This is a genomic window from Erwinia psidii (genome assembly GCF_003846135.1).
GTDB lineage: Bacteria > Pseudomonadota > Gammaproteobacteria > Enterobacterales > Enterobacteriaceae > Erwinia > Erwinia psidii.
The window spans coordinates 501,893-527,348 of record NZ_RHHM01000001.1 but is presented as its reverse complement, the minus strand read 5'-3'; the positions used below and the strand labels follow the sequence as shown (position 1 = coordinate 527,348).

The window sequence follows — 25,456 nt, the reverse complement described above, 5'->3', positions numbered from 1 at the left end:
CAATCTGCTTTTGTAAACGCAAGCCTTTCCTTTATTACCGTTCTTATCTGCATAATTAACGTTAGTTGCGCACCGTCTGAATGCATTCAGCTTCTTATTCATAATGTTATAACATTTTTCCTGACTGGCGGTGAGCAATACAACGGCACTGTGGTTATTATCCGTTTAACGTTATAAAAAACAGCAAGGGGTATTTCCGCTGTTTGTTGCTCCTACCACTGAGCGCGTCCACGCGATAGAATATCCGACCAGCGCCCGGAATTTGCCCTTTGTCTTACTACAGCGGCAGCGGTTTTGTTAACCCGGCAGGATTGCGGTAGCGTATTTCGGCGTTAGAAAAGAATAAATCAAGAGGTTGAGTTTCAGATGCGAATATTGCTCAGTAATGATGATGGCATTCATGCGCCGGGCATTCAGGTGTTGGCAGAGGCGTTACGGGAATTTGCTGACGTGCAGGTCGTGGCTCCCGATCGCAATCGCAGTGGGGCATCCAACTCTTTGACGCTGGAAACCCCGCTTCGTGCCTTCAACTATCCTAACGGCGATATCGCCGTTCAGATGGGCACGCCAACTGACTGCGTATGGCTTGGCGTCAATACGCTGATGAACCCGAAACCAGATATTGTGGTATCCGGGATTAACGCCGGGCCTAATCTTGGAGATGACGTGATCTACTCCGGCACGGTCGCGGCTGCCATGGAGGGGCGTCATCTTGGGTTGCCCGCGCTCGCCGTCTCCCTTAATGGTCATCAACACTACGAAACGGCGGCGGCGGTGACCTGTTCTCTTCTGCGAGCCTTACAGCGTGAGCCACTGCGAACCGGTCGCATTCTCAATATCAATGTGCCTGACCTGCCTCTTACCGAGCTTAAAGGTATCCGGGTGACGCGCTGTGGTAGCCGTCATCCCAGCGATCGGGCGATCCCTCAGCTTGACCCACGTGGCAATACGTTTTACTGGATTGGGCCTCCGGGGGAAAAACTGGACGCCGGGCCGGACACCGATTTTGCTGCCATTGACCAGGGCTATGTCTCTGTTACCGCGCTGCATGTTGATTTAACTGCTCACAGCGCACAGGATGTAGTCGCTGGCTGGCTGGCGCATGTGGAGATCGGTGGCAAATGGTGAGCCGGCGCATCGAAACGCTACTGTTACAGTTGCGTCAGCAGGGCATAGACGACGAGCGGCTGTTAAAGGCGATTGAGGACGTGCCGCGTGAGCGTTTTATTGATGAAGCGTTTGAGCACAAGGCCTGGGAGAACACTGCATTACCCATTGGTTCCGGGCAAACTATCTCCCAGCCTTATATGGTCGCTAAAATGACCTCGCTGCTGGGTTTAACGCCAACGTCACGGGTGTTGGAGATAGGTACCGGTTCGGGCTATCAAACCGCTATTCTGGCTCATCTGGTGGAGCACGTCTTTTCTGTTGAACGCATTAAAGGCCTACAGTGGCAGGCCCGGCGTCGTTTAAAACAACTCGATCTGCATAATGTGTCTACCCGCCACGGTGATGGCTGGCTGGGTTGGGCGGCTCGTGGCCCTTTTGATGCCATTATTGTGACTGCCGCGCCACCGGAAATCCCCAGGGATCTTATGTCGCAGCTGAATGAGGGCGGGGTTATGGTACTGCCCGTCGGTGAAGAGCAGCAGCAACTTAAGCGTGTTATCCGTAAGGCCAACGAGTTTGCAGTGGAAATTATAGAACCAGTCAGATTTGTACCTCTGGTAAAAGGCGATCTGGCCTGACCATTAGCAATTGTATACATCTGTGAATTGGCACCCTGCCTGCGATGTTGTTACTATCTCGTAAGTTGAGGTTTTTATTACTACTGACGCGGGGCAGAGTGTCACCTGTGCTGCCAGTTAACACTGTATTGCCGTATTGGGGGATGTAGATGAGCACGGGAAGCCCGGGATTTAAATTGCGCCATATTGTGGCTATTTCGCTGGTTAGTTTTTGGTTGGCTGGTTGTTCCGGTAACGGCACACAGGCTCCTATCAGTTCCGTTGGTGGTGACAACGGTGGTGGTATGAGCAACAGCACTGATATGGGCAGCAATTCAGGGAGCATTGGTGGCGGTAGCGGCGGTGGACTGATTTCTCCCCCTCCATCAATTTCCGTTAATCAACCCAGCATGGTTAACACGGCGGTAACACCCACCGCCGCCTCAAATGAAAACGTGGTTACTCAAAATGGACGAATTGTCTATAACCGTGCCTACGGCAACATTCCAAAAGGCAGTTACAGTGGACAGAGTTATACGGTTAAACATGGAGACACGCTGTTTTACATTGCCTGGATTACTGGCAATGACTTCCGCGATTTAGCCCAGCGTAATAATATTCCCGCACCATATAGCCTGAATGTTGGTCAGCAGTTGCAGGTCAGCAATGGTTCCGGTGGAACGCTGACCGGCGGTAATGCCATTACCGCCGCCGATGATAAAGCCAGCGGTCTGGTGACTAAAACTTCTCCAGGACAAATCGGAGGAGCAACGGTTGCACATCAGCCTGTTATTACGTATTCTGAAGATTCAGGTAAACCAAATGAAGGCAAAATGTTACCTTCATCCGGCACAAATACTGTTGCAACGACGACAGCGCCGGTTACTGCACCGACCGTCAGCAGTACAACGAACAGCACAACTCCTGTGGGAAGCTGGCGTTGGCCAACCGATGGTAAGATTATCGATAACTTCTCTGCTTCTGAGGGCGGCAATAAAGGCATCGATATCGCGGGATCGCGAGGACAACCCGTCCTGTCAACCGCTTCAGGGCGTGTTGTGTATGCCGGGAATGCGCTGCGCGGTTACGGTAATTTGATTATCATCAAACATAATGATGATTACCTGAGTGCCTATGCTCATAACGATACAATGCTGGTTCGCGAACAGCAGGAAGTAAAAGCGGGTCAGAAGATTGCGACTATGGGTAGTACAGGCACCAGTTCTGTTAGATTACACTTTGAAATACGTTACAAGGGGAAATCCGTAAACCCGTTGCGTTATTTACCGCAGCGATAATCCGGCAGAACCTTGGTGTTCTGCCCTGACATCACGGGTAGGAGCCGCTTATGAGCCAGAATACGCTAAAAGTACATGATTTAAATGAAGATGCGGAATTCGACGAAAACGGAGCTGAAGTTTTTGATGAGAAGGCTCTTGTCGGAAATGATCCTGCTGACAACGACATAGCAGAGGAAGAGCTGTTGCAGCAAGGCGCAACACAGCGCGTACTTGATGCCACGCAGCTCTATCTTGGTGAGATTGGTTATTCTCCACTGCTTACGGCTGAAGAAGAGGTATTCTTCGCTCGTCGTGCTTTACGTGGTGACATCCCTTCCCGTCGCCGTATGATTGAAAGTAACTTACGTCTGGTCGTAAAGATCGCCCGTCGTTACAGTAATCGTGGTCTGGCTTTGCTGGATCTGATCGAGGAAGGTAATCTTGGGTTAATCCGCGCGGTTGAGAAATTTGACCCTGAAAGAGGGTTCCGTTTCTCAACCTATGCGACCTGGTGGATCCGCCAGACTATCGAACGGGCTATTATGAACCAGACCCGAACGATCCGTCTGCCGATCCATATTGTTAAAGAGCTGAACGTTTATCTGCGCACGGCGCGTGAGCTGGCCCATAAACTGGACCATGAACCAAGTGCAGAAGAGATTGCTGAACAGCTCGATAAACCCGTTGACGATGTTAGCCGTATGCTGCGCCTCAACGAACGCATCACTTCAGTTGACACGCCGCTGGGTGGGGATTCTGATAAAGCGCTGTTGGATATCCTGGCCGACGAAAAAGATAATGGCCCGGAAGACTGCACTCAGGACGATGACATGAAACAAAGCATCGTTAAATGGCTTTTCGAACTGAATGCCAAGCAGCGCGAAGTGTTGGCACGTCGTTTTGGCCTGTTAGGCTATGAGGCGGCGACATTAGAGGATGTGGGTAGCGAAATAGGTCTGACACGCGAACGTGTCCGACAGATTCAGGTGGAAGGTCTCCGTCGGCTGCGTGAAATATTGCAGGGTCAGGGACTGAGCATCGAGGCTCTGTTTCGCGAATAAACAGACACGGCATTTTTTTAATGCGCAAAAGGTGACCAACGGGTCGCCTTTTTTATTGTCGTCCCTAACCCACCTGTTGAAGAAGTGGTGACTGATCCTGTAAGGCTTTAGTCTGAATAATGCCCATGCCGCAATATCACCACAGGTAAAAGGAGACAAACCGACATGGGGTTTTACAGGCGTTCATAAGATGTATATTGGCGTTGTAAATACCACACAGTCTGGACGGCAAAGTACCGCTTCAGGATCCTGAAAGATGTGACCTTACAGGAGAATCTGGATTCTCTGTGGGATAAAAAATGGTGAGGTTTGGCAGCTGAATGTTCAGCCAGATCACGAACATCCTGCTGTAACAGTTCCACCGAAAATCCCGATATCAACTCTGATAGGGCATCTGAAAGGCCGCAGCGCAATCAGGCTCTACAATCGTTTCCCACACAAACGAAAGACCTTATGGCGCAACCACTTTTGGTCACGTGGCTGGTTTGTAGATAATGTCGGGGGGGAACGGGGAAATGATCAGACGGTATGTGAGGCATCAGGAGAAAACGGAACAAACAGATGCGTAGCAAATGGAATGGTTAGAGTGGTAATCGAAAATTGACAATAGCGCCCCTTTCAGTGGGCATTCTCAAAAGCCACCTTCTGAGACGGTGGCCCTTTACTTCTTACTGAAACCCACGTCCTGGGGCATTGCCAGTATTACTTTGCTTATCCATCTCCATAATACTCATCGGCGCGCTGTACCAGCAGAAACGCAGACGCAGCGGGTAACTGAAGATCGAAGTGATGACACTAAATGCCCACCTGGACCAGGGGCATCAAAGCAGCCGCCCTCCATAAAGGCGGCTTTTGACTGTCAGCATAGGACTGCATCAGAGATTATGGCCCTGTATTTTACGCTTACAGGAAAGGGGATGATCACTTCTTGCAACCCTTTTACTCTCAGTCAAACCAACGATTTAAGGCGATAAATCCACTCCAACGCCTGACGCGGAGAAAGAGAGTCGGGATCCAGTGCTTCCAGTGCCTCAACGGCCGGAGAGGTATCTTCCACCAGTAATGGCAATTGTGAACCATCCACTCTGGTTGCGGCGCTGTTACCGGAGAGCGCTTCCAGCTCTTTCAGCTTCTGCCTTGCGCGTTTAATCACTTCTTTCGGTACGCCAGCCAGTGCGGCGACGGATAAGCCATAGCTTTTACTGGCAGCGCCTTCCTGCACACTGTGCATAAAGGCGATGGTATCGCCATGCTCTACCGCGTCCAGATGCACATTTACCACACCTTCCATTTTTTCCGGCAGGGTTGTCAGTTCAAAGTAATGGGTAGCGAACAGCGTCATTGCCTTATTGCGGTTAGCCAGACTTTCCGCACAGGCCCAGGCGAGCGACAAACCATCATAGGTGGATGTGCCGCGACCAATTTCATCCATCAGCACCAGACTCCATTCCGTGGCGTTATGCAGGATATTAGCGGTTTCGGTCATTTCCACCATAAACGTGGAACGGCCAGAGGCCAGATCGTCAGCGGCGCCCACACGGGTAAAAATGCGGTCGACAGGGCCAATTTCCGCTTCGTCGGCGGGCACATAGCTGCCGATGCAGGCCATCAGTGTGATAAGTGCCGCCTGACGCATATAGGTGCTTTTACCACCCATATTCGGCCCGGTGATCACCAGCATTCTGCGTTGTGGCGACAGCGAAAGTGGATTAGCAATAAAAGGTTCCTTCAGCACCTGCTCAACTACCGGGTGGCGGCCACCGGTTAGTTTTATGCCCGGTCTGTCGGTGAGAAGAGGACAGGTATAGTTCAACGTCCATGCCCGCTCGGCCAGATTTGACAGTACGTCCAGTTCAGCCAGCGACGCAGCGCTGAGTTGCAAAGCTTCCAGGTGCGGCAGTAGCAAATCAAATAACGCTTCATACAGGGCTTTTTCCAGCGACAGCGCTTTTCCTTTGGAGGTAAGCACTTTGTCTTCGTACTCTTTCAACTCAGGTATGATATAGCGTTCGGCATTTTTCAGCGTCTGGCGGCGCACATAATGGATTGGCACCAGATGGCTCTGTCCACGGCTGACCTGAATATAGTAGCCATGAATAGCATTAAAGCCGACCTTGAGCGTATCCAGCCCCAGTTTTTCCCTTTCACGAATTTCCAGACGATCCAGATAATCGGTCGCCCCATCCGCCAGCGCACGCCATTCGTCCAGTTCAGCGTTATACCCCGGCGCAATCACGCCACCATCACGAACCAGTACCGGGGGCGTCTCAATGATTGCATTTTCAAGCAGCTGCCGCAGCTCGGCAAATTGTCCCATCCGCTGGCGTAGCGTTTGCAGGTGAGGCGTGCTGCTATTGCGCAGGATTTCATCCAGCTGTGGTAACTGTTGGAAGGCATGGCGCATTCTGGCCAGATCGCGCGGACGGGCAGTGCGTAACGCCAGCCTGGCCAGGATACGCTCCAGATCGCCCACCTGACGCAGAAGAGGGGACAGCTCATCACTGAGATCCTGGAGAGCACCAATACTTTGCTGGCGATTGATAAGCGTGTTTACGTCCCTGACGGGCATATGTAGCCAGCGTTTCAGCATGCGGCTGCCCATCGGCGTTGCTGTCTTGTCCAGTACGGCAGCAAGGGTGTTTTCAGTGCCGCCAGAAAGGTTTTGGGTGATTTCAAGGTTACGACGGGTAGCGGCATCCATAATGATGCCGTCCTCCTGACGTTCCATGGTCAGTGAGCGAATATGCGGCAGGGAGGTGCGCTGGGTATCCTTGACGTATTGCAAGAGGCAGCCGGCCGCCCGCAGAGCAAGGTGAGCCTGTTCCACGCCGAATCCGCTCAGGTCGCGGGTGCCAAATTGCAAATTTAGCTGTTGGCGAGCGGTGTCGATTTCATACTCCCACAGCGGTCGGCGGCGTAACCCGCGGCGATTTTCGATCAGTGCCATGGCGGCCAGATCCTCCGGGTAGAGCAACTCAGCGGGATTGGTGCGCTGTAGCTCTGCCGCCATGGTTTCCGCATCAGAGGGTTCCGCCAGACGAAAACGGCCGGAGCTGATATCCAGTGTGGCATAGCCAAATCCCCTGGCATCCTGCCACACGGCTGCCAGCAGATTGTCCTGACGCTCCTGCAACAGCGCTTCATCGCTAATTGTGCCAGGAGTGACGATACGCACCACTTTGCGTTCCACCGGGCCTTTGCTTAATGCCGGGTCACCGATCTGCTCACAGATCGCCACGGATTCCCCTAACTGCACCAGTTTGGCGAGATAGTTCTCCACCGCATGATAAGGGACACCGGCCATGGGAATGGGCTGACCGGCTGAGGCACCACGTTTGGTAAGCGAGATATCTAATAACTGGGCGGCACGTTTGGCGTCATCATAAAACAGCTCGTAAAAATCCCCCATACGGTAGAACAGCAGGATTTCCGGGTGCTCCGCTTTCAGGCGGAGATACTGCTGCATCATTGGGGTATGGGTGGAAAAGTCCTTGTCTGTAGACTCTTTCATATTGATTTTTCTCATTTTTTAAGTCTTTCAAGTGCTTATATGGCCCCAGGTGAAACCCCTTTAAACCCACATAAACCCATAAATTTGTAGCTCACTTGTAGCCCAGGACGTATAGATTGGTTTTGCACCTCTCTGGGCTACAAATGGTGGTGATACTTTGAAAGCCACTCTTTACCATGCTTTTATTATCAGTAAGTTAAGCATTGGTGTGAAGCCTGCTCTTAACCATGTTGGAAAAGTCGTTTTCGAAGCTAGCCCGGATCAAGAACCTTACCTGGTTTTTGACGATCACCGGGATTCACCAGTTGAAGGTCAGTTTGACCAAAAACACCTGTGTAATCCAGCGTAGAGTCGCCTCGCCAGATCGTAATATCAGTGAGGGCAAGAGGCCAGGCGCTGTGCTGAAAGTAAAAGCTGGAAATGTTTCTGATTTTCCTGATATTGACCAGGCAAGGCAAGTCGTCAGGCAATTAGTTCAGACCATGATCGCAACAAAGAAGAGACCCGGCAATATCAAGCGAGTACCCGATCTGGCTGAATTGACGGTGAGTGAAGCTTTTACCCCAAGACCGAAGCCATTTGAAGGGGCGATCTAAACCAGCCAAACCCGATACACTGACAGTGTTGGATAAAGCAGAAAACAGGCTTTCAGAATGGTCTGGTCTACGAGTGAAAGCTTTAACAGGTAATGAAATCCCCCGTAAGTTTGACGTGATCGCCAGTCGTACAAGGACAGCAGCAGAGCGGGCATTCAGGTGGGTAGGAGCAGATGGCTTGGGAGGATGTTGATCTGAAAAAAGGTACCATTCATCTGCGGGAAACCAAGACAGGGGTTGAACGCTACGTCCAGTTATCCATTCATGCGATCGATTTTCTCAAGGTTCTACGCCTTACCTCTGACAAATATCTCTTCCCTTCGCAGGCTAGCAGCAAGCCAATCCAGCAGAAGTATCTAACTGAAAACTCATGGCGTTTATGCGAAGGCGGTCAAATGCTTGATATACCTCATTGGACGCCCCATGATCTGCGTCGTACTGTGCGGACAGGGCTATCCCGTTTACAATGCCGTTTACAATGTCCAAACGAGGTAGCAGAAGCTGTGCTGGGTCATACGCGTGGCGGTGTCGAAGGGATTTATAATCTGTATTAGTATGATGCTGAGTGTCGGAAGTGATTGCAGGTGTGGGTGGATTATATGGAGAAGCTCGTTTAGCATATTCTTATGGAAATGGCAATTAGTGATTAGGGCTTCGTGTTTCGAGCATAATTCCTAAAAATATATCTCCTGTTTAGTTTCTTTTATACAGGATTTATCATTTGCTCATTACGATAATGTTGTGTTTTTAACGGAGGATTACTTATGGAAACGGAAAATTCTTTACGCCTCTTAACATTAGGGGAAAAAAATTTAGCTCAGACAGTTTTCGGTAGTTCAATTCAATGGAATAAAGTATGGGTTCATTGTGAGAGTTATCTACCATTTGGTTTGCAAGGCAAATTTGTTGGAATGACACCAAATGGTGAAATATATTTCAGAAAATAAACATATCTTAAGGACTTCTCTTTATCTTCAAAATCTAACCAACATTTTTTTATGCATGAAATGACACATGTCTGGCAACATCAGCACGGAATGTGGGTTAGAATAAGGGGTGTATTTAGCTGGGTATCAACTTACAAATATGTCATCGATCCGAATAAAAATTTAAGTAAATACAGTATGGAGCAACAAGCTCAGATTATTGCCGATTACTTCTTATTAAAAAAATATGGTGTAAGTGGTCTGAAAAGCGAAATTGGGCGTCAGGCTGGTTTTCAGGGAGTATTAGATAATAATACTATTTCGCTATATAGGAAAATATTGCCAGCATTAATTTTATAAGAGAGCGATATGATGAAAAGTATAAGTGTATTTATTCCTGTTTTATTTATAACATCCTGCCACATAAATGATACTCGCCCAGAAAATCATCGGGCTAATGTAAGTGTAGTAGGTGATAGTATTTGTGTTACATTGCCTGATACTAAAAACGAAAGTATATCCTTATTAAGTATAAATGAAATTGGTAATGGCGAAAATGTGGTGGAAAAAAAATTCGCTATTGGGAATGCACCTAAGTTATATTCAAATAAATGTCTCTCTAATTTCGCTTTTGCCTTTGAATCCGGTAAATCATATGTGTTTTCTATTAATGCAATACGGATAAAAGAAGATCACACTATAGAAAATGGGAATAGTTATAGTGTGACTTTTTCCGTTTGGGTAGATAAAGGAGAGTTAAAAGTGAAAGATATAAACTAACTATATCCGTGAGCATTGAATATGCTTGATTTTTAGGTGTCAGAGGATCACGCTGTCGCCCATGAAAATACCCTCTCAGGGATTTCGGGTTCTACCTGACGGTATTGGGACTATGCTTACGGATAAGTGTGGCGAAATCAAATATGTTTCACAGTGATAAATACCTTATCTGCCACTGCGAACAGTTTAGGGGTAATTAGTAAACTGTATATAATTGTACCCTGCACGCTACGATGGGAGTATTCCGTTCGGTATCGACAGTTGTTGGTATTGTACTGACTCTACACGTTCAAGGCCGGTTGGATTTAATAATGAAGGTAGCATTAGCAGGAGAGGCTTTTTCTGGTTCAGGTGTATTGTGTGTAATGGTCAACAAAAACTGGCCACGGTTTTAGCGTTTTTCCAGAACAATCGCTCTGATTCATTCGGCGTCAAGCCACCATTATATTGATGGGGTCTGAGCTGGCTGTAATATCCCGTAATGTAGTTCGTTATCGCTGCGCTGGCTTCGCTAAAATTTACGTATCCATTATCCGGCATCCACTCTGTTTCCAGGCTTCTGAAAAACCGTTCCATTGGGCTATTATCCCAGCAATTTACCCGACGACTCAGGCTTTGCTTTAGCTGATATCTCCACAGTAACTGTCTGAAATTTCTGCTGGTATAGTGGCTACCTTGATCCGGGTGATACCGTAAATCAGTCGGTTTTCCACGTGCTTCCCAGGCCATGGACAGCGCTTTGCCTGTCAGTGCTGAATCAGGGAGAAATGATATCGCCCAGCCAACCGGTTTACGGGAAAAAAATCGAGTACAACAGCCAGATAAGCCCGGCGTTTTCCCGTCCAGATATAAGTCACATCACCGTACCAGGCCTGATTAGGCCCGGTAACAGCAAACTGGCGATCCAGATAATTAGGAATCTCAATGTGTTCCTCAGACGCCTTCTTATAACGATAACCACGTTACTGACAGCTGATGAGATTAAGTTCTTTCATCAGCTTTGTTGCCCGCCAGCGACTCAGTTTTACGCCTTTAGTGGTGACCATCGCGGCAATGCTTCGCGCCTCTGCTGAGCCGTTACTTTCGCGATAAACTTCACGCACAAGGCTCAGTAATGCCACTCTCGTGACGTCATGCTTTCTGGGCTGGCGCCAGTATTTATAACTGCTGCGATGAGCCCCAAACACGTTGCACACAACGGCAACAGGAAACCGCGCCCTGAATTTATCAACTAATGAGAACTGTTCAGGGAGTCTGACATCAGGAGCGCGGTAGCCTTTTTTAATATATCTCTTTTTTATTTCAACGCGTTGAAGATTTTTCTTCAACTCACGTATCTCGATCTGCTCAGGTGTCATGGGCGAGGCCCAGAAGGATTGTTTTTTTTCATCTATCGTTCCTTCATTAATTAACGCTACTGTTTATTTCTTATTAAACAGACCGTCCATTGCACCCGTTGCAGACGCCCGCAGTATCCTTCGCAGCCGCGAGTCATTACGCGGGTAGGATCAGTATTACCCGGATACGGTGGGTAAGCCTGGCGGGGACATAAAACACCCGCTGTAACAGGATAAGCAGGGAAAGCGGTCGATCCGGGCAACCCGTCAAGAGGATATTAAGTCATCCATAGATGCCAATATCAGATTGCAGTGCGCCTGTCGGGGCGCGACCGAAAAGAGAGTCTTACTGGTGAATAAGAAAAACCTCCGGCTGTGCCGGAGGATAATTATTGTATGCGGTTGAACGGAAATATCCGTCTGACTTACCGGGCCTGTTTTTCGCGAGCATTATTGGTTTTTGCACCGATATTTGCACAGGCCAGTAAAATCAGCGTGCTAAAAACGACAACATATTCTACCGACGTCAGAAGGACATCCGTTATACCATATAGCAAAGCGGATAATACTACCAAAGATACGGGGTTACTGAGGAAACCCACAAGGCTATTATCAAAAAGCAGCCTCCCGTAGAAGAACAAAAGTGCAATTACACCAAAAATGCCAAAAAGTGAAGCATATTGAATGAATTCATTATGCAAATGAACATCAATATAATCGAGGGCGAAGGAGTTTGCATTGTGGGATGAATTAAGCCATTGTCGGATAATGTTATTTCTGGTTATTTGCGTTTCACCGAAGGGATGTTTTGTAATGGCAACCATCCCTGATTTCCACATGGTAAACCGTGAGCCAAGTGATGTATGGTCATCGCCTTCGTTGAATCTGGAAATTTCCTGTTTTGTGGTATCAAAGCGGGACTCAACGATGTTTTTACCTAATATTGCAATCACAACGAAAGATAAAATGATGGCAATAACGGGAAATATTCTAAACGATTTGCTTTGCCACAGTGCATTGATGGTAAGTATTAAACCAAGCATGATATGAATAAACATTGCCGAGCGGGTTTCGGTCAGGAATATTATATATACTGAAAGCAGATAGGTTAATATTATGGCGACATGTCTGATGGGTACATAGCGAATCTGACTCAGCATGGTCATCAGCGAAAGTGCCATCGCACTGTATGCATAGGCTGTCATCGTTGCCCGGTTAATGCCCAGAGTAATTCTGTCAATATGATTAATATGTTGCCAGATGCCTTCGGCGCTTGAAAACAGGAAAGCGGCTGACAGTGAAGACCATGTTAATATATAAAGCCATTTTTTGCTGATAATTCCCTGGCGGATACCCCACAGAATAAACATGGAAATAAGGGTGGCAAGAAACCAGCGCTTAGCCGGTGTGAACAGCAGCCCATTATCAACGCCGGGAATGGCATGGTGTTTAGCTATCACTGACCAGATAAAATACATTGCGGAAAGCACAAAAAATGGAGTGACTATTTTTGATGATGTGATTATTGATTTTATTTTTCGACTGTTGATTAAAATGCCAAATATGCTTAAGTAGCTGCAAAAGTAAAAAATGATACGGCCGGATTTTTCATTAATAAAACTGAGCGGAAGCGTCAGAAGCAGTAATAAAAAAGAAATAATGAATAGTGAACGGGTGAGGCACTCATGTCTGGAATGATTTCTGAACGCGCTAAGATAAGACATTATAGTGTTTCCTGATACAAAGCATTATAATTACATGCGGTTACTGTCTTTTTTATGCCAACCTCAGTTATCATTAATGCTTGTCATAAAATATTCTCTGTATATTCTGAAATAAAGCAATAATCATAATTGCCCGGTACTGATGACGCCTGTTTATAGCTTATACACAACAAAAAATCAAAAAAAAAGCCTGCACATACCCTGCATGGGATCCTCAGAGAAAAACCTCCAGGCCGCTGCCTGTTTTTTGTGACGGGGTATAACGGTAAACGACCCTGAGCCATCAATGACCTTGCCGTATCAGTCAGTAATGACTGGCCTTTATCAAACCAGCTTTTTCACCAGCGCTTCGTTATGGCGGATATGGCCTGAGGCCCGCTCCGGGTCGCGCTGTACCAGTGCCATAAACAGTAAATCAGTCAGCGTCAGCTGTGCCGCCGTTGACGAAATAGCCGCGCTGCGGGTGGTTTGCTCTTCAGCGACGGTATACAGACAGTGAGTGGCCGCCTGCTGTAGTGTATTCGGCGTAAAGCCGGTAAAGGCCAGTACGTTGGCACCAACGCGTTGCGCCTCCTGGGCTGCCAGATTTATTTCACGTCGCTCGCCGGTGTAGGAAATCGCCAGCAGTACATCATTAACGCTCAGCGCCTGCACGCTGGCCAGTAACGCATGCATATCATTCTCCGCCACGGCATTGATGCCAATTTTCATCAGTTTCCAGGAGAAATCCTTTGCCACCAGACCCGACGTGCCAATGCCCACCAGCACGATGCGCCTGGCTTCTTTTAACAACCGCAGCGTCTCCAGCAGCATCTCTTCACTGTTAATGTTCAGGGTTGCTCTGATGGCAGATACTTTTTCTGCCAGCAGTTTTTCACCAACGGCTTTCAGCGGATCGTCACTGAGGATCAGATTGTGCACGGTGATAGCATCTTTTGCCGCCAGAGAGTCACTGAGTGCCAGTTTGAGTGCCGGAAAGCCTTTGTAGCCCAGCTTTTGTGCAAATTTCACTACGCTCGACTGGCTGACGCCCGATTCTTCCGCCAGCTTTTGTGAACTAAGATGGCGTGCCCGTTCTGGCTGTGACAGCAGAAAGTCAGCCAGACGACGCTCATTTTGCGCCAGCGTCGAATAGAGCTGACGAATACGCAGCAGTGAACTCATCAATTAATCTCTCCGGCAAGGGTCATCACTACACTGAAATTGCATGGCCGCGGGTGAATTGTTGCCGAAAGCGATCCCCAGCCGCAGCGGGCAATACAGTCGCTCCAATTATTGTCGGGCAATTGATCCGCGCTTATGAATATAATATTCAAAAATTTATCTGCTTTAAGAATTAAAAATTCAGTTGAGGATAGCATGAATCTTGCCGCACTGGTTTCTGAAACACGTAATGTCGATACCATGGATCTCGACTGTCTCTCCACGCTGGAGATGGTGACTAAATTCAACCAACAGGATGCTACCGTGGCGGCGGCGGTGAGCAAAACCTTACCGGAGGTTGCACGTGCCGTTGACGCCGCTGCGCTGTCACTGAGCGCAGGGGGAAGGTTGATTTATGTTGGCGCAGGAACCAGCGGTCGGCTTGGCGTACTTGATGCCTCTGAATGTCCACCTACCTTTGGTGTGCCGCACGGCGTGGTTGTCGGGCTGATTGCCGGGGGGCCTGGCGCATTGCTGAAAGCGGTGGAAGGGGCGGAAGATGATCCCCGTTTGGGCGCCAGCGATCTCTCTGCGATCGCTCTGACGCCTCAGGATATGGTGGTAGGTATTGCTGCCTCCGGGCGGACACCGTATGTGATAGGTGCATTGCGTTTTGCCCGCCAGCTCGGTTGCTGCACCGCAGCTCTCTCCTGCAATCCCGACTCGCCCATTGCTCAGGAAGCGGATATCGCCATTTCTCCGGTGGTTGGCCCTGAGGCTCTGACTGGATCCACCCGCCTGAAATCGGGCACCGCACAGAAGCTGGTGCTGAACATGCTTTCCACCGGGGCGATGGTGAAAACCGGCAAGGTATATCAGAACCTGATGGTGGACATGCAGGCCACTAACATTAAACTGGTGGATCGTGCCAGCCGTATGGTCTGTCAGGCTACTGGCTGTCCGGTTGAGCAGGCGGTTGCGGCGCTTGAGGGATCGCAATATGCGGTGAAAACGGCCATCTTGATGATACTTGGCGATCTGACGGCCCGACAGGCTGAAGCGTTACTGCTAAAACACGATGGCTTTCTTCGTGCGGCGCTTCAGGCGCGGGAATGACCGGGCAGATCGAATATTAAGCCCTCTCGCGCAGCGTCCCGCTGGCAGAGCGGATTTAGCCGTTTCTCACGGTGTGAATGACTACACTGCCAGGTGCCATGCCCTATAATTGTGATGATACAGGCCAGTTGACTGACATAGGCATTCTGCCAGGCTGCTCTGCGGGACAGATTTGGCGATAACAGTGGTCATTTCTGTCGAGGCAGCGTGGCATCCGGTGCCACTTTGACGCTTTTAGATTTACCAGACTGATGGGGTTTTATTACCCTGAGGAGTTATGTTTGAGCACAGCTCAGGAACGGCGTGTGGTATTTTTTGATCTCGACGGCACGTTACATCAGCAGGACATGTTCGGCACATATATGCGTTATCTGCTCTGGCGTCAGCCACTGAATCTGCTGCTGGTTATTCCCCTGTTGCCAGTGGTTGGCGTGTGGCTGCTGATTAAAGGTCGCGCATCACGTGGGCCGTTCAGCCTGTTGTTGTGGGCGATCACCTTTGGTTACAGCGAAGCAAACCTCAGGTGCAAAGAAAGGCAGTTTGCACAATGTTTTCGTCAACGGGTGATCGCATTCCCTGTGGTACAGCAGCGGTTGACGGACTATCTCAACAGTGCGGATGCTGACGTCTGGCTGATTACAGGCTCACCGCAGTCATTGGTGGAACAGGTCTATTTTGACGCGCCATTCTTGCCGAAGGTTAAATTGATCGGCAGTCAGATGAGCCGCCGTTATGGTGGGCGGGTGATGGCAATGCGTTGCCTGGGCCATGAGAAAGTGGCGCAACTGGAGAAGCAACTGGGAACGCCGTTGCAACTTTACAGTGGCTACAGTGACAGCAAGCAGGACAATCCGCTGTTGTTTTTCTGCCAGCATCGCTGGCGCGTCACGCCCCGAGGGGAACTGCAACAGCTTGAGTAAACGGGTATACTGCCCGGCGTTTTTGGCTGGAGACGCAGGTAAGCATGACCGCAAATGATGAATTCTGGATGCGCCACGCGCTGACGTTGGCCCGTCGTGCCTGGGATGAAGGTGAAGTGCCGGTAGGTGCGGTACTGGTGCACGGCGATCGGGCGATCGGTGAAGGCTGGAACCGGCCTATCGGCCATCACGATCCCACGGCGCATGCGGAAATGATGGCCTTGCGTCAGGGTGGACAGATCCTCAGGAATTATCGACTGTCAGACACCACCTTATATGTGACGCTGGAACCCTGCGTAATGTGCGCCGGGGCGATGGTTCACGGTCGGATCTCACGATTGGTGTATGGCGCCAATGACGGGAAAACCGGCGCGGCAGGATCGTTGCTTGATGTGCTGGGGCATCCCGGTATGAACCATCAGATTAAGGTCGGGCATGGCGTGCTGGCTGAAGAGTGTGCCGCGATACTGAGTGCGTTTTTCCGTCAGCGACGGGCTGAGAAGAAAGCGCTGCGTGACGCACTGCGTTCAGGCGCCGTGAAGCCGGAATAAAAGTGTTTTATCAGTTAAGCGCCGTCTCCGGCCCGACCGCCGGATAGCCTGCGCCCAGCTCTGCTTCTTTGGCCGCCTGTTGCGCGATCTTCCGTTCCTGATCCTGTAAATAGCCTACCAGGCTTGACTGATAGATGCGGATATTCTCCACGTAGTTATAGGCTTCCTGGCCACGAGCGTAGCCGTAGGTGGTCTGGGTGTAATAGCGTTTCTGGCTAAGCATTGGCAGACGGAGTTTCACCTCAGCCCAGCTGTCCGGGTTACCCTGCTGTTTTTCCGTCAGTTTGCGCGCATCCAGCATATGCGCGTAGCCAATATTGTAAGCGGCCAGCGCAAACCAAATCCGCTCATCCTCAGGAACACCGGGTGGTACTTTCGCCATCATCCGAATCAGATATTCATTGCCACCACGGATACTCTGTTCAGGATCGGTGCGATCGTTGACGTTGAGACTTTGTGCCGTATTGTGAGTTAACATCATCATCCCACGAACGCCGGTAGGAGAAGTGGCCTGTGGGTTCCAGTGCGATTCCTGCCATGAGATGGCAGCCAGCAGGCGCCAGTCGATCTCACTGGCATATTTCTGAAACAGTGGTTTGATGGTGGGCAAGGTACTGTCAATGGCACGGAGGAAAGTGCTGGTATCGACATAATCAAAGGTGCCAACGTGACCAAGATATTTCTCGTCCAGTCGCGCCATCGCCCCTTCTTCATTCATGCGGTTAAAATAGTCGAGCATGGCGGCGTCGAAGCTGTCATCATCCTGAGCCCGTGGCATATACCAGGTGACGGGTTCTTCATCGGTAATATCAAATGCCACGGTAAGCTGTGGATGAATGCGCTGTAACAGCGCAATGGAGACGGAATCTCCCACCGTATAGTCAATTTTGCCTTCTGCGACAGCTTCCAGAAGGGCGTTGGGGCTTTGGTCAGTGGAAATTGCCCAGTCCAGATCGGGGTACTGGTTTTGCCTGATATTACGCAGCGTGGACAGATAGGCCGAATCTGAGGCAACGGTCAGCCGTCCTTTCAGGGTCCCAAGGCTCTGTGGACGCACTTTACCCAGTCGGTAAACCAGTTGCTGGGAGACGGAATAATAAGTTGGTCCGGTACGAAAATGCGACAACCTGTCGCTGTTGTAAATCAGCCCGGCGGCCAGCATATCGGCTTTACCGTCGTTCAGATCGTCAAACAGTTCACCAAGGTTCTGGCGGACGGTCATTTGCAGTTTGACATTGAGATAATCAGCAAAGCGTTTTGCCAGCTCATATTCCATTCCGGCTGGCGCGTGATTGACGGTGTAGTAGGTCAGCGGTGAGGCCAGGGTACTGACGCGCAGCACTCCCCGTGACTTTATCTGTTCTACCCGGTTCTGAACTCCCCCATACCATGGAATTGACGGCCAGAGCGCCAGCGCGAGCAGCAGGGTGATCAGCCCGATAAAAAGATAGTTAATTTTGAGGCGTTTCAAATGGTTATCTCTCGATTTCTCTCAGGCTTCTGTCTGTACCGGCAGTATTTGTAGTCTGTCTGCGTCCTGATCGTGGGGCATTTTGCGCAACTCAATTGCGCCACGCAACAGAATTCATCCATAATTGTGCACTTTTCAGGCAATTCCCTGTGCCGATAAATCATGCGCAAACGGTTTCGTAACGGATGGGGATTCTTTATAATACCGCCCGTTTTCCCTGTTGCGCCCAAAGAAGCGTCGTCCGGCGCTTCGAAGACGAGAGATCTTTGATGATGGAAATACTGCGTGGTTCGCCCGCTTTGTCGGCATTTCGTATTAATAAACTGCTGACCCGCTTTCAGGATGCTCACCTGCCGGTGAGTGACATTTACGCTGAGTACGTCCATTTTGCCGATGTCAGTGCGCCGCTTTCCGCTGATGAAAAAGCGCGTTTACAGCGCCTGCTGAAATACGGTCCTTCTCTTGCCGGACACGCGCCGGAAGGCCGCCTGTTACTTGTTACGCCTCGCCCTGGAACGATTTCCCCATGGTCTTCCAAAGCGACCGATATTGCCCATAACTGTGACTTGCCTCAGGTGCTGCGTCTTGAACGCGGACTGGCTTTCTATGTGCAAGCCCCGCAGTTGAGCGAAACGCAGTGGACTGCACTGACATCCCTGCTACATGACCGCATGATGGAAGTGGTGCTGAGTGAACTGTCCCAGGCGGAGCAATTATTTGCCCATCATCAGCCAGCCCCTTTACAAAGCGTTGATGTGCTGGGTGAAGGTCGCGGTGCGCTGGAACAGGCCAACCGCAGGCTGGGGCTGGCCCTGGCCAGTGATGAAATTGATTATCTGCTGGCGGCTTTTGAAACCCTTGGGCGCAACCCGAATGATATTGAACTCTATATGTTTGCCCAGGCTAACTCAGAACACTGTCGCCATAAGATCTTTAACGCCGACTGGATAATCGACGGCAAAGCACAGCCGAAGTCGCTGTTCAAAATGATCAAAAATACTTTTGAACATACGCCGGATCACGTTCTGTCAGCATACAAAGACAATGCGGCAGTGATGGAAGGCTCTGAAGTGGGGCGTTTCTATGCCACCAGCACCGGACAGTATGATTTCCATCAGGAACAGACGCATATTCTGATGAAGGTGGAAACCCATAACCACCCAACAGCCATTTCTCCGTGGCCGGGTGCCGCGACGGGTTCCGGTGGTGAAATCCGCGATGAAGGCGCCACCGGTCGGGGTGCCAAACCAAAGGCGGGCCTGGTGGGCTTTTCCGTATCCAATTTGCGCATTCCTGGCTTTGAACAACCCTGGGAAGAAGATTTTGGCAAGCCGGAGCGTATTGTTACCGCACTGGATATCATGACCGAAGGTCCGCTGGGCGGAGCGGCTTTTAACAATGAGTTTGGCCGTCCGGCGCTGAATGGCTATTTCCGTACTTATGAAGAGCGGGTAAACAGCCACAACGGGATGGAGCTGCGTGGTTATCACAAGCCGATCATGCTGGCGGGCGGCGTCGGTAATATCCGTGCCGATCACGTCAGGAAAGGTGAGATCGGCGTGGGTGCCAAACTGATCGTGCTCGGCGGTCCGGCAATGAACATCGGTCTTGGCGGTGGTGCCGCTTCCTCGATGGCTTCTGGCCAGTCTGATGCTGACCTGGATTTTGCATCCGTTCAGCGTGACAACCCGGAAATGGAACGTCGTTGTCAGGAGGTGATTGACCGCTGCTGGCAACGGGGTGCGGATAACCCGATCCTGTTTATCCATGATGTGGGAGCAGGAGGCCTTTCTAATGCCATGCCAGAGCTGGTCAGCGATGGCGAACGCGGTGGACGCTTCAGTCTGCGTGATATTCTCAGCGATGAGCCAGGCATGAGCCCGCTTGAGATCTGGTGTAATGAATCGCAGGAACGCTATGTTCTGGCTGTGGCACCGGAAAAACTGGCGGAATTTGATGCGCTGTGTAAGCGTGAGCGTGCGCCTTACGCGGTGATTGGTGAAGCAACTGAAGAGATGCATCTGTCACTGTCTGACAGCCACTTCGACAATAAACCGATTGATATGCCCCTGGACGTCCTGCTGGGCAAAACGCCAAAAATGACCCGTGATGTCACCACGCTGAAAGCTAAAGGTGCACCGCTGTCCCGCGAAGCGATCGTCCTGGCGGAAGCGGTTAAACGGGTTCTGCATCTGCCCGCCGTGGCAGAAAAAACCTTTCTGGTGACCATTGGCGATCGTTCGGTGACCGGCATGGTGGCCCGCGACCAGATGGTTGGGCCGTGGCAGATCCCGGTAGCCAACTGTGCGGTCACTACTGCCAGTCTCGACAGCTACCACGGTGAAGCGATGGCGCTGGGCGAACGTGCGCCTGTCGCGCTGCTGGACTTCGCCGCTTCCGGGCGTCTGGCGGTGGGTGAAGCCATTACCAACATTGCCGCTACGCAGATTGGCTCGCTGAAACGCATCAAGCTCTCTGCCAACTGGATGGCGGCTGCCGGTCATCCAGGGGAAGATGCCGGGTTGTATGAGGCGGTAAAAGCCGTAGGTGAGGAGCTTTGCCCGGCGCTTGGCATCACGGTTCCGGTGGGTAAAGATTCGATGTCGATGAAAACCCGCTGGCAGCAGGGCAGCGAACAACGTGAGATGACCTCGCCTCTGTCACTGGTGATCACCGCTTTTGCTCGCGTCGAAGATGTTCGCCGCACCGTGACCCCACAGTTGCAGCCACAGCAGGATAATGCGCTGCTGCTGATTGACCTGGGGCAGGGAGTGAATGCGCTGGGCGCGACGGCGTTATCGCAGGTTTACCGCCAGCTGGGTGATAAACCCGCTGATGTGCGCGATGTACAACAGCTGGCGGGCTTCTTTAACGCCATCCAGGCTCTGGTGGCTGACGGGCGACTGCTGGCCTACCACGATCGTTCGGATGGTGGCCTGCTGGTTACTCTGGCGGAGATGGCCTTCACCGGTCATTGCGGCCTGACAGCGGATATCACTGCGTTGGGCAGTGATGCCCTGGCCGCGCTGTTTAATGAAGAGCTGGGTGCGGTGATTCAGGTGGCTGTCAGCGAACGTGCGGCGGTGGAGCAACTGTTAGCTGACCACGGTCTGTCGGGCTGTGTTCACTACCTGGGCAGTGCTCAGCCAGGCGATCGCTTTGTGGTAACCGCTGACGGTTCGACACTGTACAGTGAAAGCCGGACCACCCTGCGCACCTGGTGGGCAGAAACCACCTGGCAGATGCAGCGATTACGCGATAACCCACAGTGCGCCGATCAGGAACATGACGCGAAGAAAAACGATGCCGATCCTGGCCTGAATGTCGCGCTGACCTTCCAGCCACAGGAAGATATTGCCGCACCATTCATTGCCACCGGTGCGCGTCCCAAAGTTGCCATCCTGCGAGAGCAGGGCGTCAACTCCCATGTTGAAATGGCGGCCGCCTTCCACCGTGCCGGTTTTGATGCCATCGATGTTCATATGAGCGATCTGTTGGCAGGACGTCTTGGCCTGGATCAATTCCAGACGCTGGTGGCCTGTGGTGGTTTCTCCTATGGCGATGTGCTGGGTGCCGGGGAGGGTTGGGCAAAATCGATCCTGTTTAACAACCGTGTCCGCGATGAGTTTGAAACCTTTTTCCATCGTTCGCAGACGCTGGCACTGGGCGTTTGCAACGGCTGTCAGATGATGTCCAACCTGCGCGAGCTGATCCCCGGTAGCGAAGCCTGGCCGCGATTTGTGCGTAATCAGTCTGAACGTTTCGAAGCCCGCTTCAGCCTTGTGGAAGTGGCCGCAAGTCCTTCATTGCTGTTCGATGGCATGGTCGGGTCACGAATGCCGATTGCGGTTTCTCATGGCGAAGGTTTTGTCGAGGTCCGGGATGACGCGCACCTGGCGACACTGGAACAGAAAGGGCTGGTGGCTCTGCGCTTTGTCGATAACTTCGGTAAGGTGACGCAGGCGTATCCGGCAAACCCGAACGGCTCGCCAAACGGCATCACTGCCGTCAGCAATGAAAGCGGTCGCGTCACCATTATGATGCCGCATCCTGAACGTGTCTTCCGCACAGTAAGTCACTCCTGGCATCCGGCAGAGTGGGGGGAGGACAGCCCGTGGATGCGGATTTTCCGTAATGCCCGCAGGCAACTGGGTTGATAGTGCTTTTAAATTTGGCGGAATGAAAGTTATTATCAGGCAGTCATTATGGCTGCCTTTTTTTATGGCGCTAATTTGTACGTGATGACGGTGAAAGTAGAACACTCCTCTCAGTATTGATATCAGGCAATACTGAGTAGTTTATTATTTTCTTTGCGGTCAACTCAGTTATCCCATTACCACAGGTAATATTTATCTCTACATCGTCGTGAGATGGGTATTGATCAGGGTTGACTAACATTAATTAACGTAAGTATAAGTGTTTTTTTATGGTTTTATTAAAATCAGAGGTGTATTAATTCAGGGGGAAAAGTCATGAAACTAACCTGAGGATATTTTATGCTTGAAAAATTGAGTACCCCATCTGCTGTGGAATTTATCTCTGCACAGCCATCCACTTCAACTGATGAAGATGAAGAAGTTTTATGGTTTGATGCGATCGATTATGTTGATATGGAAGATAAGCACTTTAATTTTACAGAATATGGCGAGGATGAATGGTTTGATGCGGATGATAATCTGTCTGCGGAAAATAAGTCTCCTTCTGAAGTGGCGGATGAGAGAGTTGCATGGACGGAAGATAGCGCGCGTTGTGCCAGACAATTTATCCTGGCTATAAGCAACATTCAGCAAAATAGACTCATTACTGCTATTTTAACAAAGATATTTCCAGACTTAGATTACGATAAAATGCTGGCAGTTAACAGCTTATATACTGCTGTTACACAAAAAAAAGATATCGACCTGGCAATATTAAATATATTGGGTTTTTCTGTTTCAAACTATTTGGCTCACGGCAACGCTTTCTCGTTACTGGCTGATTTTATCAGGAAGACTATTTCTGAATATACAGGATGGGGACTTGATAAGCAGTCGCTTAATCAGGGAGATGCCCAGCCTTATGATTACCTACATTTAGGGCTGGGTATTCTGGCCGTGGTTGTCGGAAATTGTATAACGGGAAATAGTTCTCCTCAACGGAAGCTTCTACGTTTGCCAGCTTATTTTGCAAATTTCCTTGTTCGGGTTAATTGCTATTGGGAACAACTCGGCCGTATGGCACGGTTTGCCACACCATTATCGAATATAAGCCCGGCTTTTGCTGTCGATACTTCTGTGGAAATTACGAAAAATATAAATAATAACCAATCTGGCGAACCTGAATTGTCGGCTTTCTCTTCAAATTCAACTGCTTATTCTGAATTATTCAGGGCGCCGACGTTAAAAATCACTTCGGAGAGTGTGGTTGAAGGAAAAAAAAATATTCCAGAGATACTGCATGCTCATGCTATTGAACGATTTAAAGAGTTCAATGATATTGCTGTGTTATTAAATTGCAAAACTACAAAAATGGAAAAAAATCAGGTCAGTTTCCACCTTAATATAACCAACACACATTTAAATACCAGATGTGATGCTGTGTCATATCCTTACACATCAGAAACAATAAAAACAGAAAAAAGTAGCATTCCACTTTCTTTAACATCGACGAACTCTCCTGAAATGAAGGAGCAGGTAAGCTCAACATCAGCGACTCACTCTGGCGGATATGTCGCTTTGCCGCTGGCTATGGGGGCGGCGGCTGTTGCCCCGATTGCAGATAGGGGATTTGGTGAAAAAATAGGTATTGCGACAGCAGCGGGAGCCGCTTTAACGGCGGGAGCGTTCCTGGCGAAAAATATATATGATCGCTATTTCCCAACACAGAATGCCAACGATAAAATGTCCGGGAAATCTTATTATCCTGATGAAAATAAATCTGAGGAATATGAAGTTGATGTTACAGATATACCCTCTGTTTCCGTTTTTTCGGGTAATACGCCAAAAACGGAGGTTGAAAATACCACATCCGAAACCGATGTAATCAATGTAATTAGTGAAGCCGAATATGAAAGAGATTTGGAGATAATCAGGAATCTAAACGTTACCGATCTCGACTCCATCTTGAGTAATATTAGTGGTAGTGAGCCATCAGTGAGGATGAGAAAAATCCTTAATGCAGGCTCATTTGATATCAGATTTTTGGGATTTTATTTGATGCGTATTTTCTCAATCGGGGAAAATAACCAGTACGTAAGAAAAGAATTAGAGGAAATTTACTGGGTTGCAAAAGAATCCCCGGACGTAAATCAACCCATCTCAGCGGAGAGAAAAAATCTTAGACATTTATTAAAATGCGTAGAACTACTTGACGCCTTTGTGGAGAAAAAGCGTTCTGATGGCGAAAATATTAGTCCATACTCACTATTCGAAGAAGTCAGAACTGAGCTTTGGAATATTGCAATAAATCTGAGCGATGCTTACAGTAAAGAAGCTCTGAAACAATTCGAAATATCACAACGTGACCGCGTATCGTTTTCAGGTGTGTCAGAACCTCATGTGGCAGCACTGGAATCATCTTATCCCGATTCTCCACTCGATACGAAAGATTTATTGGGAATTATGGTATGGGTTCGTAGTGTCCAATGCTTACAGAAGAGAGGTTTAACAAATAAACAGCGCCAGGAGATCGTGAAATTTAAAAATTTCGACATTGAAGCTAAAGAAATATTTTTCCATGGTCATCGTTTAAATGGTGTTTTCATGATACCAGTAGGAACGGCTGGTGGTATTGTTTTAAGTGTGGACGATGAGGCTGAATTTTATTTTGAGGATTTATCTCATCGTTATATTTTTGGTGATGAATCCAAGGTGGAAGTTATTACTAAATTTCCATCAACGGGAGCATTTAAAAAATGGGTTTACAGCAAACTCCCTGCTTCTGTCTATGAAGATTATAAAGACGATAGTGGAGCATTTGAATATTATGAACTCAGAGAAGCTAGTTATCCACCAGTCTATGGTAAAATCACAACGAGACCTTTCACATTCGGTAATACAGACAGTCATGAAGAGCTTGTAGATAAATTATATGACGGTTTGTCAAATCAACATTCTGATATGCAAAGTATTACAAATAAATATTACGCTCAGACTGTATCCTGGTTTGATAAAAGAATTAAACTTCAAGCTGAACAAAGAGCTAAGGCAGAAGCTAAAGCTAATGCAGAAGCTAAAGCTAAGGCGGAAGCTAAAGCTAATGCAGAAGCTAAAGCTAATGCAGAAGCTAAAGCTAAGGCGGAAGCTAAAGCTAATGCAGAAGCTAAAGCTAAGGCA

Annotated in this window: 16 protein-coding genes and 4 pseudogenes; 15 read left to right on the top strand and 5 right to left on the bottom strand. The window is 49.4% G+C overall.

Going from position 1 to position 25,456, the window contains the following annotated elements; all coding sequences use genetic code 11:
- Nucleotides 1–366 precede the first annotated feature (366 nt).
- The 5 genes and pseudogenes from surE (at nucleotide 367) to tnpA (ending at nucleotide 4,637) form a co-directional block, all read left to right on the top strand.
- Entirely contained in the window at nucleotides 367–1,128 is a 762-nt protein-coding gene (gene surE / locus EB241_RS02240) for a 5'/3'-nucleotidase SurE (protein WP_124231577.1), read from the top strand.
- Nucleotides 1,122–1,748 (top strand): protein-L-isoaspartate(D-aspartate) O-methyltransferase, encoded by a 627-nt coding sequence (locus tag EB241_RS02235; RefSeq protein WP_124231576.1) that lies wholly within the window; start codon nucleotides 1,122–1,124, stop codon nucleotides 1,746–1,748. Before surE ends, EB241_RS02235 begins: the two co-directional genes overlap by 7 nt.
- A gap of 149 nt (nucleotides 1,749–1,897) precedes the next feature.
- Nucleotides 1,898–3,025 (top strand): murein hydrolase activator NlpD, encoded by a 1,128-nt coding sequence (gene nlpD, locus EB241_RS02230; protein ID WP_124231575.1) that lies wholly within the window; start codon nucleotides 1,898–1,900, stop codon nucleotides 3,023–3,025.
- 50 nt (nucleotides 3,026–3,075) lie between these two features.
- A complete protein-coding gene (rpoS, locus tag EB241_RS02225; RefSeq protein WP_124231574.1) occupies nucleotides 3,076–4,068 on the top strand; it encodes an RNA polymerase sigma factor RpoS in 993 nt (330 codons plus the stop codon).
- A gap of 165 nt (nucleotides 4,069–4,233) precedes the next feature.
- A pseudogene (tnpA, locus tag EB241_RS02220) lies at nucleotides 4,234–4,637 on the top strand (IS200/IS605 family transposase).
- A gap of 380 nt (nucleotides 4,638–5,017) precedes the next feature.
- Here the strand turns inward: tnpA and mutS are convergent.
- Complete coding sequence (mutS, locus tag EB241_RS02215; protein ID WP_124231573.1) at nucleotides 5,018–7,579, bottom strand: DNA mismatch repair protein MutS; 2,562 nt, start codon at nucleotides 7,577–7,579, stop codon at nucleotides 5,018–5,020.
- A 157-nt stretch (nucleotides 7,580–7,736) separates the two neighbouring features.
- Between mutS and EB241_RS02210 the strand changes: the two are divergent.
- The 5 genes and pseudogenes from EB241_RS02210 to EB241_RS02195 form a co-directional block, all read left to right on the top strand.
- Nucleotides 7,737–8,338, top strand: a pseudogene (locus tag EB241_RS02210) (integrase); the annotation flags it as partial.
- 10 nt (nucleotides 8,339–8,348) lie between these two features.
- Nucleotides 8,349–8,753 (top strand): annotated as a pseudogene (locus EB241_RS02205) (tyrosine-type recombinase/integrase); the annotation flags it as partial.
- 186 nt (nucleotides 8,754–8,939) lie between these two features.
- Nucleotides 8,940–9,122 (top strand): hypothetical protein, encoded by a 183-nt coding sequence (locus tag EB241_RS21265; protein WP_233592514.1) that lies wholly within the window; start codon nucleotides 8,940–8,942, stop codon nucleotides 9,120–9,122.
- A gap of 51 nt (nucleotides 9,123–9,173) precedes the next feature.
- Nucleotides 9,174–9,461: a hypothetical protein gene (locus EB241_RS21260; protein WP_233592513.1), complete on the top strand. Its 288-nt coding sequence runs from the start codon at nucleotides 9,174–9,176 to the stop codon at nucleotides 9,459–9,461.
- Nucleotides 9,462–9,470: 9 nt separating this feature from the next.
- On the top strand, nucleotides 9,471–9,881 hold the full coding sequence (locus tag EB241_RS02195; protein ID WP_124231572.1) for a putative T6SS immunity periplasmic lipoprotein: 411 nt from the start codon (nucleotides 9,471–9,473) through the stop codon (nucleotides 9,879–9,881).
- 369 nt (nucleotides 9,882–10,250) lie between these two features.
- On the opposite strand, the pseudogene EB241_RS21255 reads toward EB241_RS02195, so the two are convergent.
- From EB241_RS21255 to EB241_RS02175, 3 genes and pseudogenes are all read right to left on the bottom strand, one after another.
- A pseudogene (locus EB241_RS21255) lies at nucleotides 10,251–11,248 on the bottom strand (IS3 family transposase); the annotation flags it as partial.
- Between the two features lie 395 nt (nucleotides 11,249–11,643).
- Nucleotides 11,644–12,942 (bottom strand): O-antigen ligase family protein, encoded by a 1,299-nt coding sequence (locus EB241_RS02180; protein ID WP_124231571.1) that lies wholly within the window; start codon nucleotides 12,940–12,942, stop codon nucleotides 11,644–11,646.
- Nucleotides 12,943–13,266: 324 nt separating this feature from the next.
- Complete coding sequence (locus EB241_RS02175) at nucleotides 13,267–14,106, bottom strand: MurR/RpiR family transcriptional regulator (RefSeq protein ID WP_124231674.1); 840 nt, start codon at nucleotides 14,104–14,106, stop codon at nucleotides 13,267–13,269.
- Between the two features lie 195 nt (nucleotides 14,107–14,301).
- Between EB241_RS02175 and murQ the strand changes: the two genes are divergently transcribed.
- From murQ to tadA, 3 genes are all read left to right on the top strand, one after another.
- Nucleotides 14,302–15,201, top strand: coding sequence for an N-acetylmuramic acid 6-phosphate etherase (murQ, locus tag EB241_RS02170; protein ID WP_124231570.1), 900 nt, complete (start codon nucleotides 14,302–14,304; stop codon nucleotides 15,199–15,201).
- A gap of 251 nt (nucleotides 15,202–15,452) precedes the next feature.
- Nucleotides 15,453–16,121 (top strand): phosphatidylglycerophosphatase C, encoded by a 669-nt coding sequence (gene yfhb, locus EB241_RS02165; protein ID WP_124231569.1) that lies wholly within the window; start codon nucleotides 15,453–15,455, stop codon nucleotides 16,119–16,121.
- Between the two features lie 44 nt (nucleotides 16,122–16,165).
- Entirely contained in the window at nucleotides 16,166–16,672 is a 507-nt protein-coding gene (tadA, locus tag EB241_RS02160) for a tRNA adenosine(34) deaminase TadA (RefSeq protein ID WP_124231568.1), read from the top strand.
- Between the two features lie 10 nt (nucleotides 16,673–16,682).
- Here tadA and mltF read toward each other — a convergent pair whose 3' ends face one another.
- Nucleotides 16,683–18,143 (bottom strand): membrane-bound lytic murein transglycosylase MltF, encoded by a 1,461-nt coding sequence (mltF, locus tag EB241_RS02155; protein ID WP_124231567.1) that lies wholly within the window; start codon nucleotides 18,141–18,143, stop codon nucleotides 16,683–16,685.
- A 269-nt stretch (nucleotides 18,144–18,412) separates the two neighbouring features.
- On the opposite strand from mltF, the gene purL reads away from it, so the two are divergent.
- Nucleotides 18,413–22,300: a phosphoribosylformylglycinamidine synthase gene (gene purL / locus EB241_RS02150; RefSeq protein ID WP_124231566.1), complete on the top strand. Its 3,888-nt coding sequence runs from the start codon at nucleotides 18,413–18,415 to the stop codon at nucleotides 22,298–22,300.
- Nucleotides 22,301–22,639: 339 nt separating this feature from the next.
- Nucleotides 22,640–25,456: hypothetical protein (locus tag EB241_RS21030; RefSeq protein ID WP_199737288.1), on the top strand; the 2,817-nt coding region annotated here is incomplete at its 3' end.

Bases quoted from the DNA above. Each gene is read 5' to 3' on its own strand.
- EB241_RS02235 (WP_124231576.1), top strand. From the start codon at position 1,122: ATGGTGAGCCGGCGCATCGAAACGCTACTGTTACAGTTGCGTCAGCAG.
- rpoS (WP_124231574.1), top strand. From the start codon at position 3,076: ATGAGCCAGAATACGCTAAAAGTACATGATTTAAATGAAGATGCGGAA.
- EB241_RS21265 (WP_233592514.1), top strand. From the start codon at position 8,940: ATGGAAACGGAAAATTCTTTACGCCTCTTAACATTAGGGGAAAAAAAT.
- EB241_RS21260 (WP_233592513.1), top strand. From the start codon at position 9,174: ATGCATGAAATGACACATGTCTGGCAACATCAGCACGGAATGTGGGTT.
- EB241_RS02195 (WP_124231572.1), top strand. From the start codon at position 9,471: ATGATGAAAAGTATAAGTGTATTTATTCCTGTTTTATTTATAACATCC.
- surE (WP_124231577.1), top strand. From the start codon at position 367: ATGCGAATATTGCTCAGTAATGATGATGGCATTCATGCGCCGGGCATT.
- murQ (WP_124231570.1), top strand. From the start codon at position 14,302: ATGAATCTTGCCGCACTGGTTTCTGAAACACGTAATGTCGATACCATG.
- nlpD (WP_124231575.1), top strand. From the start codon at position 1,898: ATGAGCACGGGAAGCCCGGGATTTAAATTGCGCCATATTGTGGCTATT.
- EB241_RS02175 (WP_124231674.1), bottom strand. From the start codon at position 14,106: ATGAGTTCACTGCTGCGTATTCGTCAGCTCTATTCGACGCTGGCGCAA.
- mutS (WP_124231573.1), bottom strand. From the start codon at position 7,579: ATGAAAGAGTCTACAGACAAGGACTTTTCCACCCATACCCCAATGATG.
- yfhb (WP_124231569.1), top strand. From the start codon at position 15,453: ATGGGGTTTTATTACCCTGAGGAGTTATGTTTGAGCACAGCTCAGGAA.
- tadA (WP_124231568.1), top strand. From the start codon at position 16,166: ATGACCGCAAATGATGAATTCTGGATGCGCCACGCGCTGACGTTGGCC.
- EB241_RS02180 (WP_124231571.1), bottom strand. From the start codon at position 12,942: ATGTCTTATCTTAGCGCGTTCAGAAATCATTCCAGACATGAGTGCCTC.
- purL (WP_124231566.1), top strand. From the start codon at position 18,413: ATGATGGAAATACTGCGTGGTTCGCCCGCTTTGTCGGCATTTCGTATT.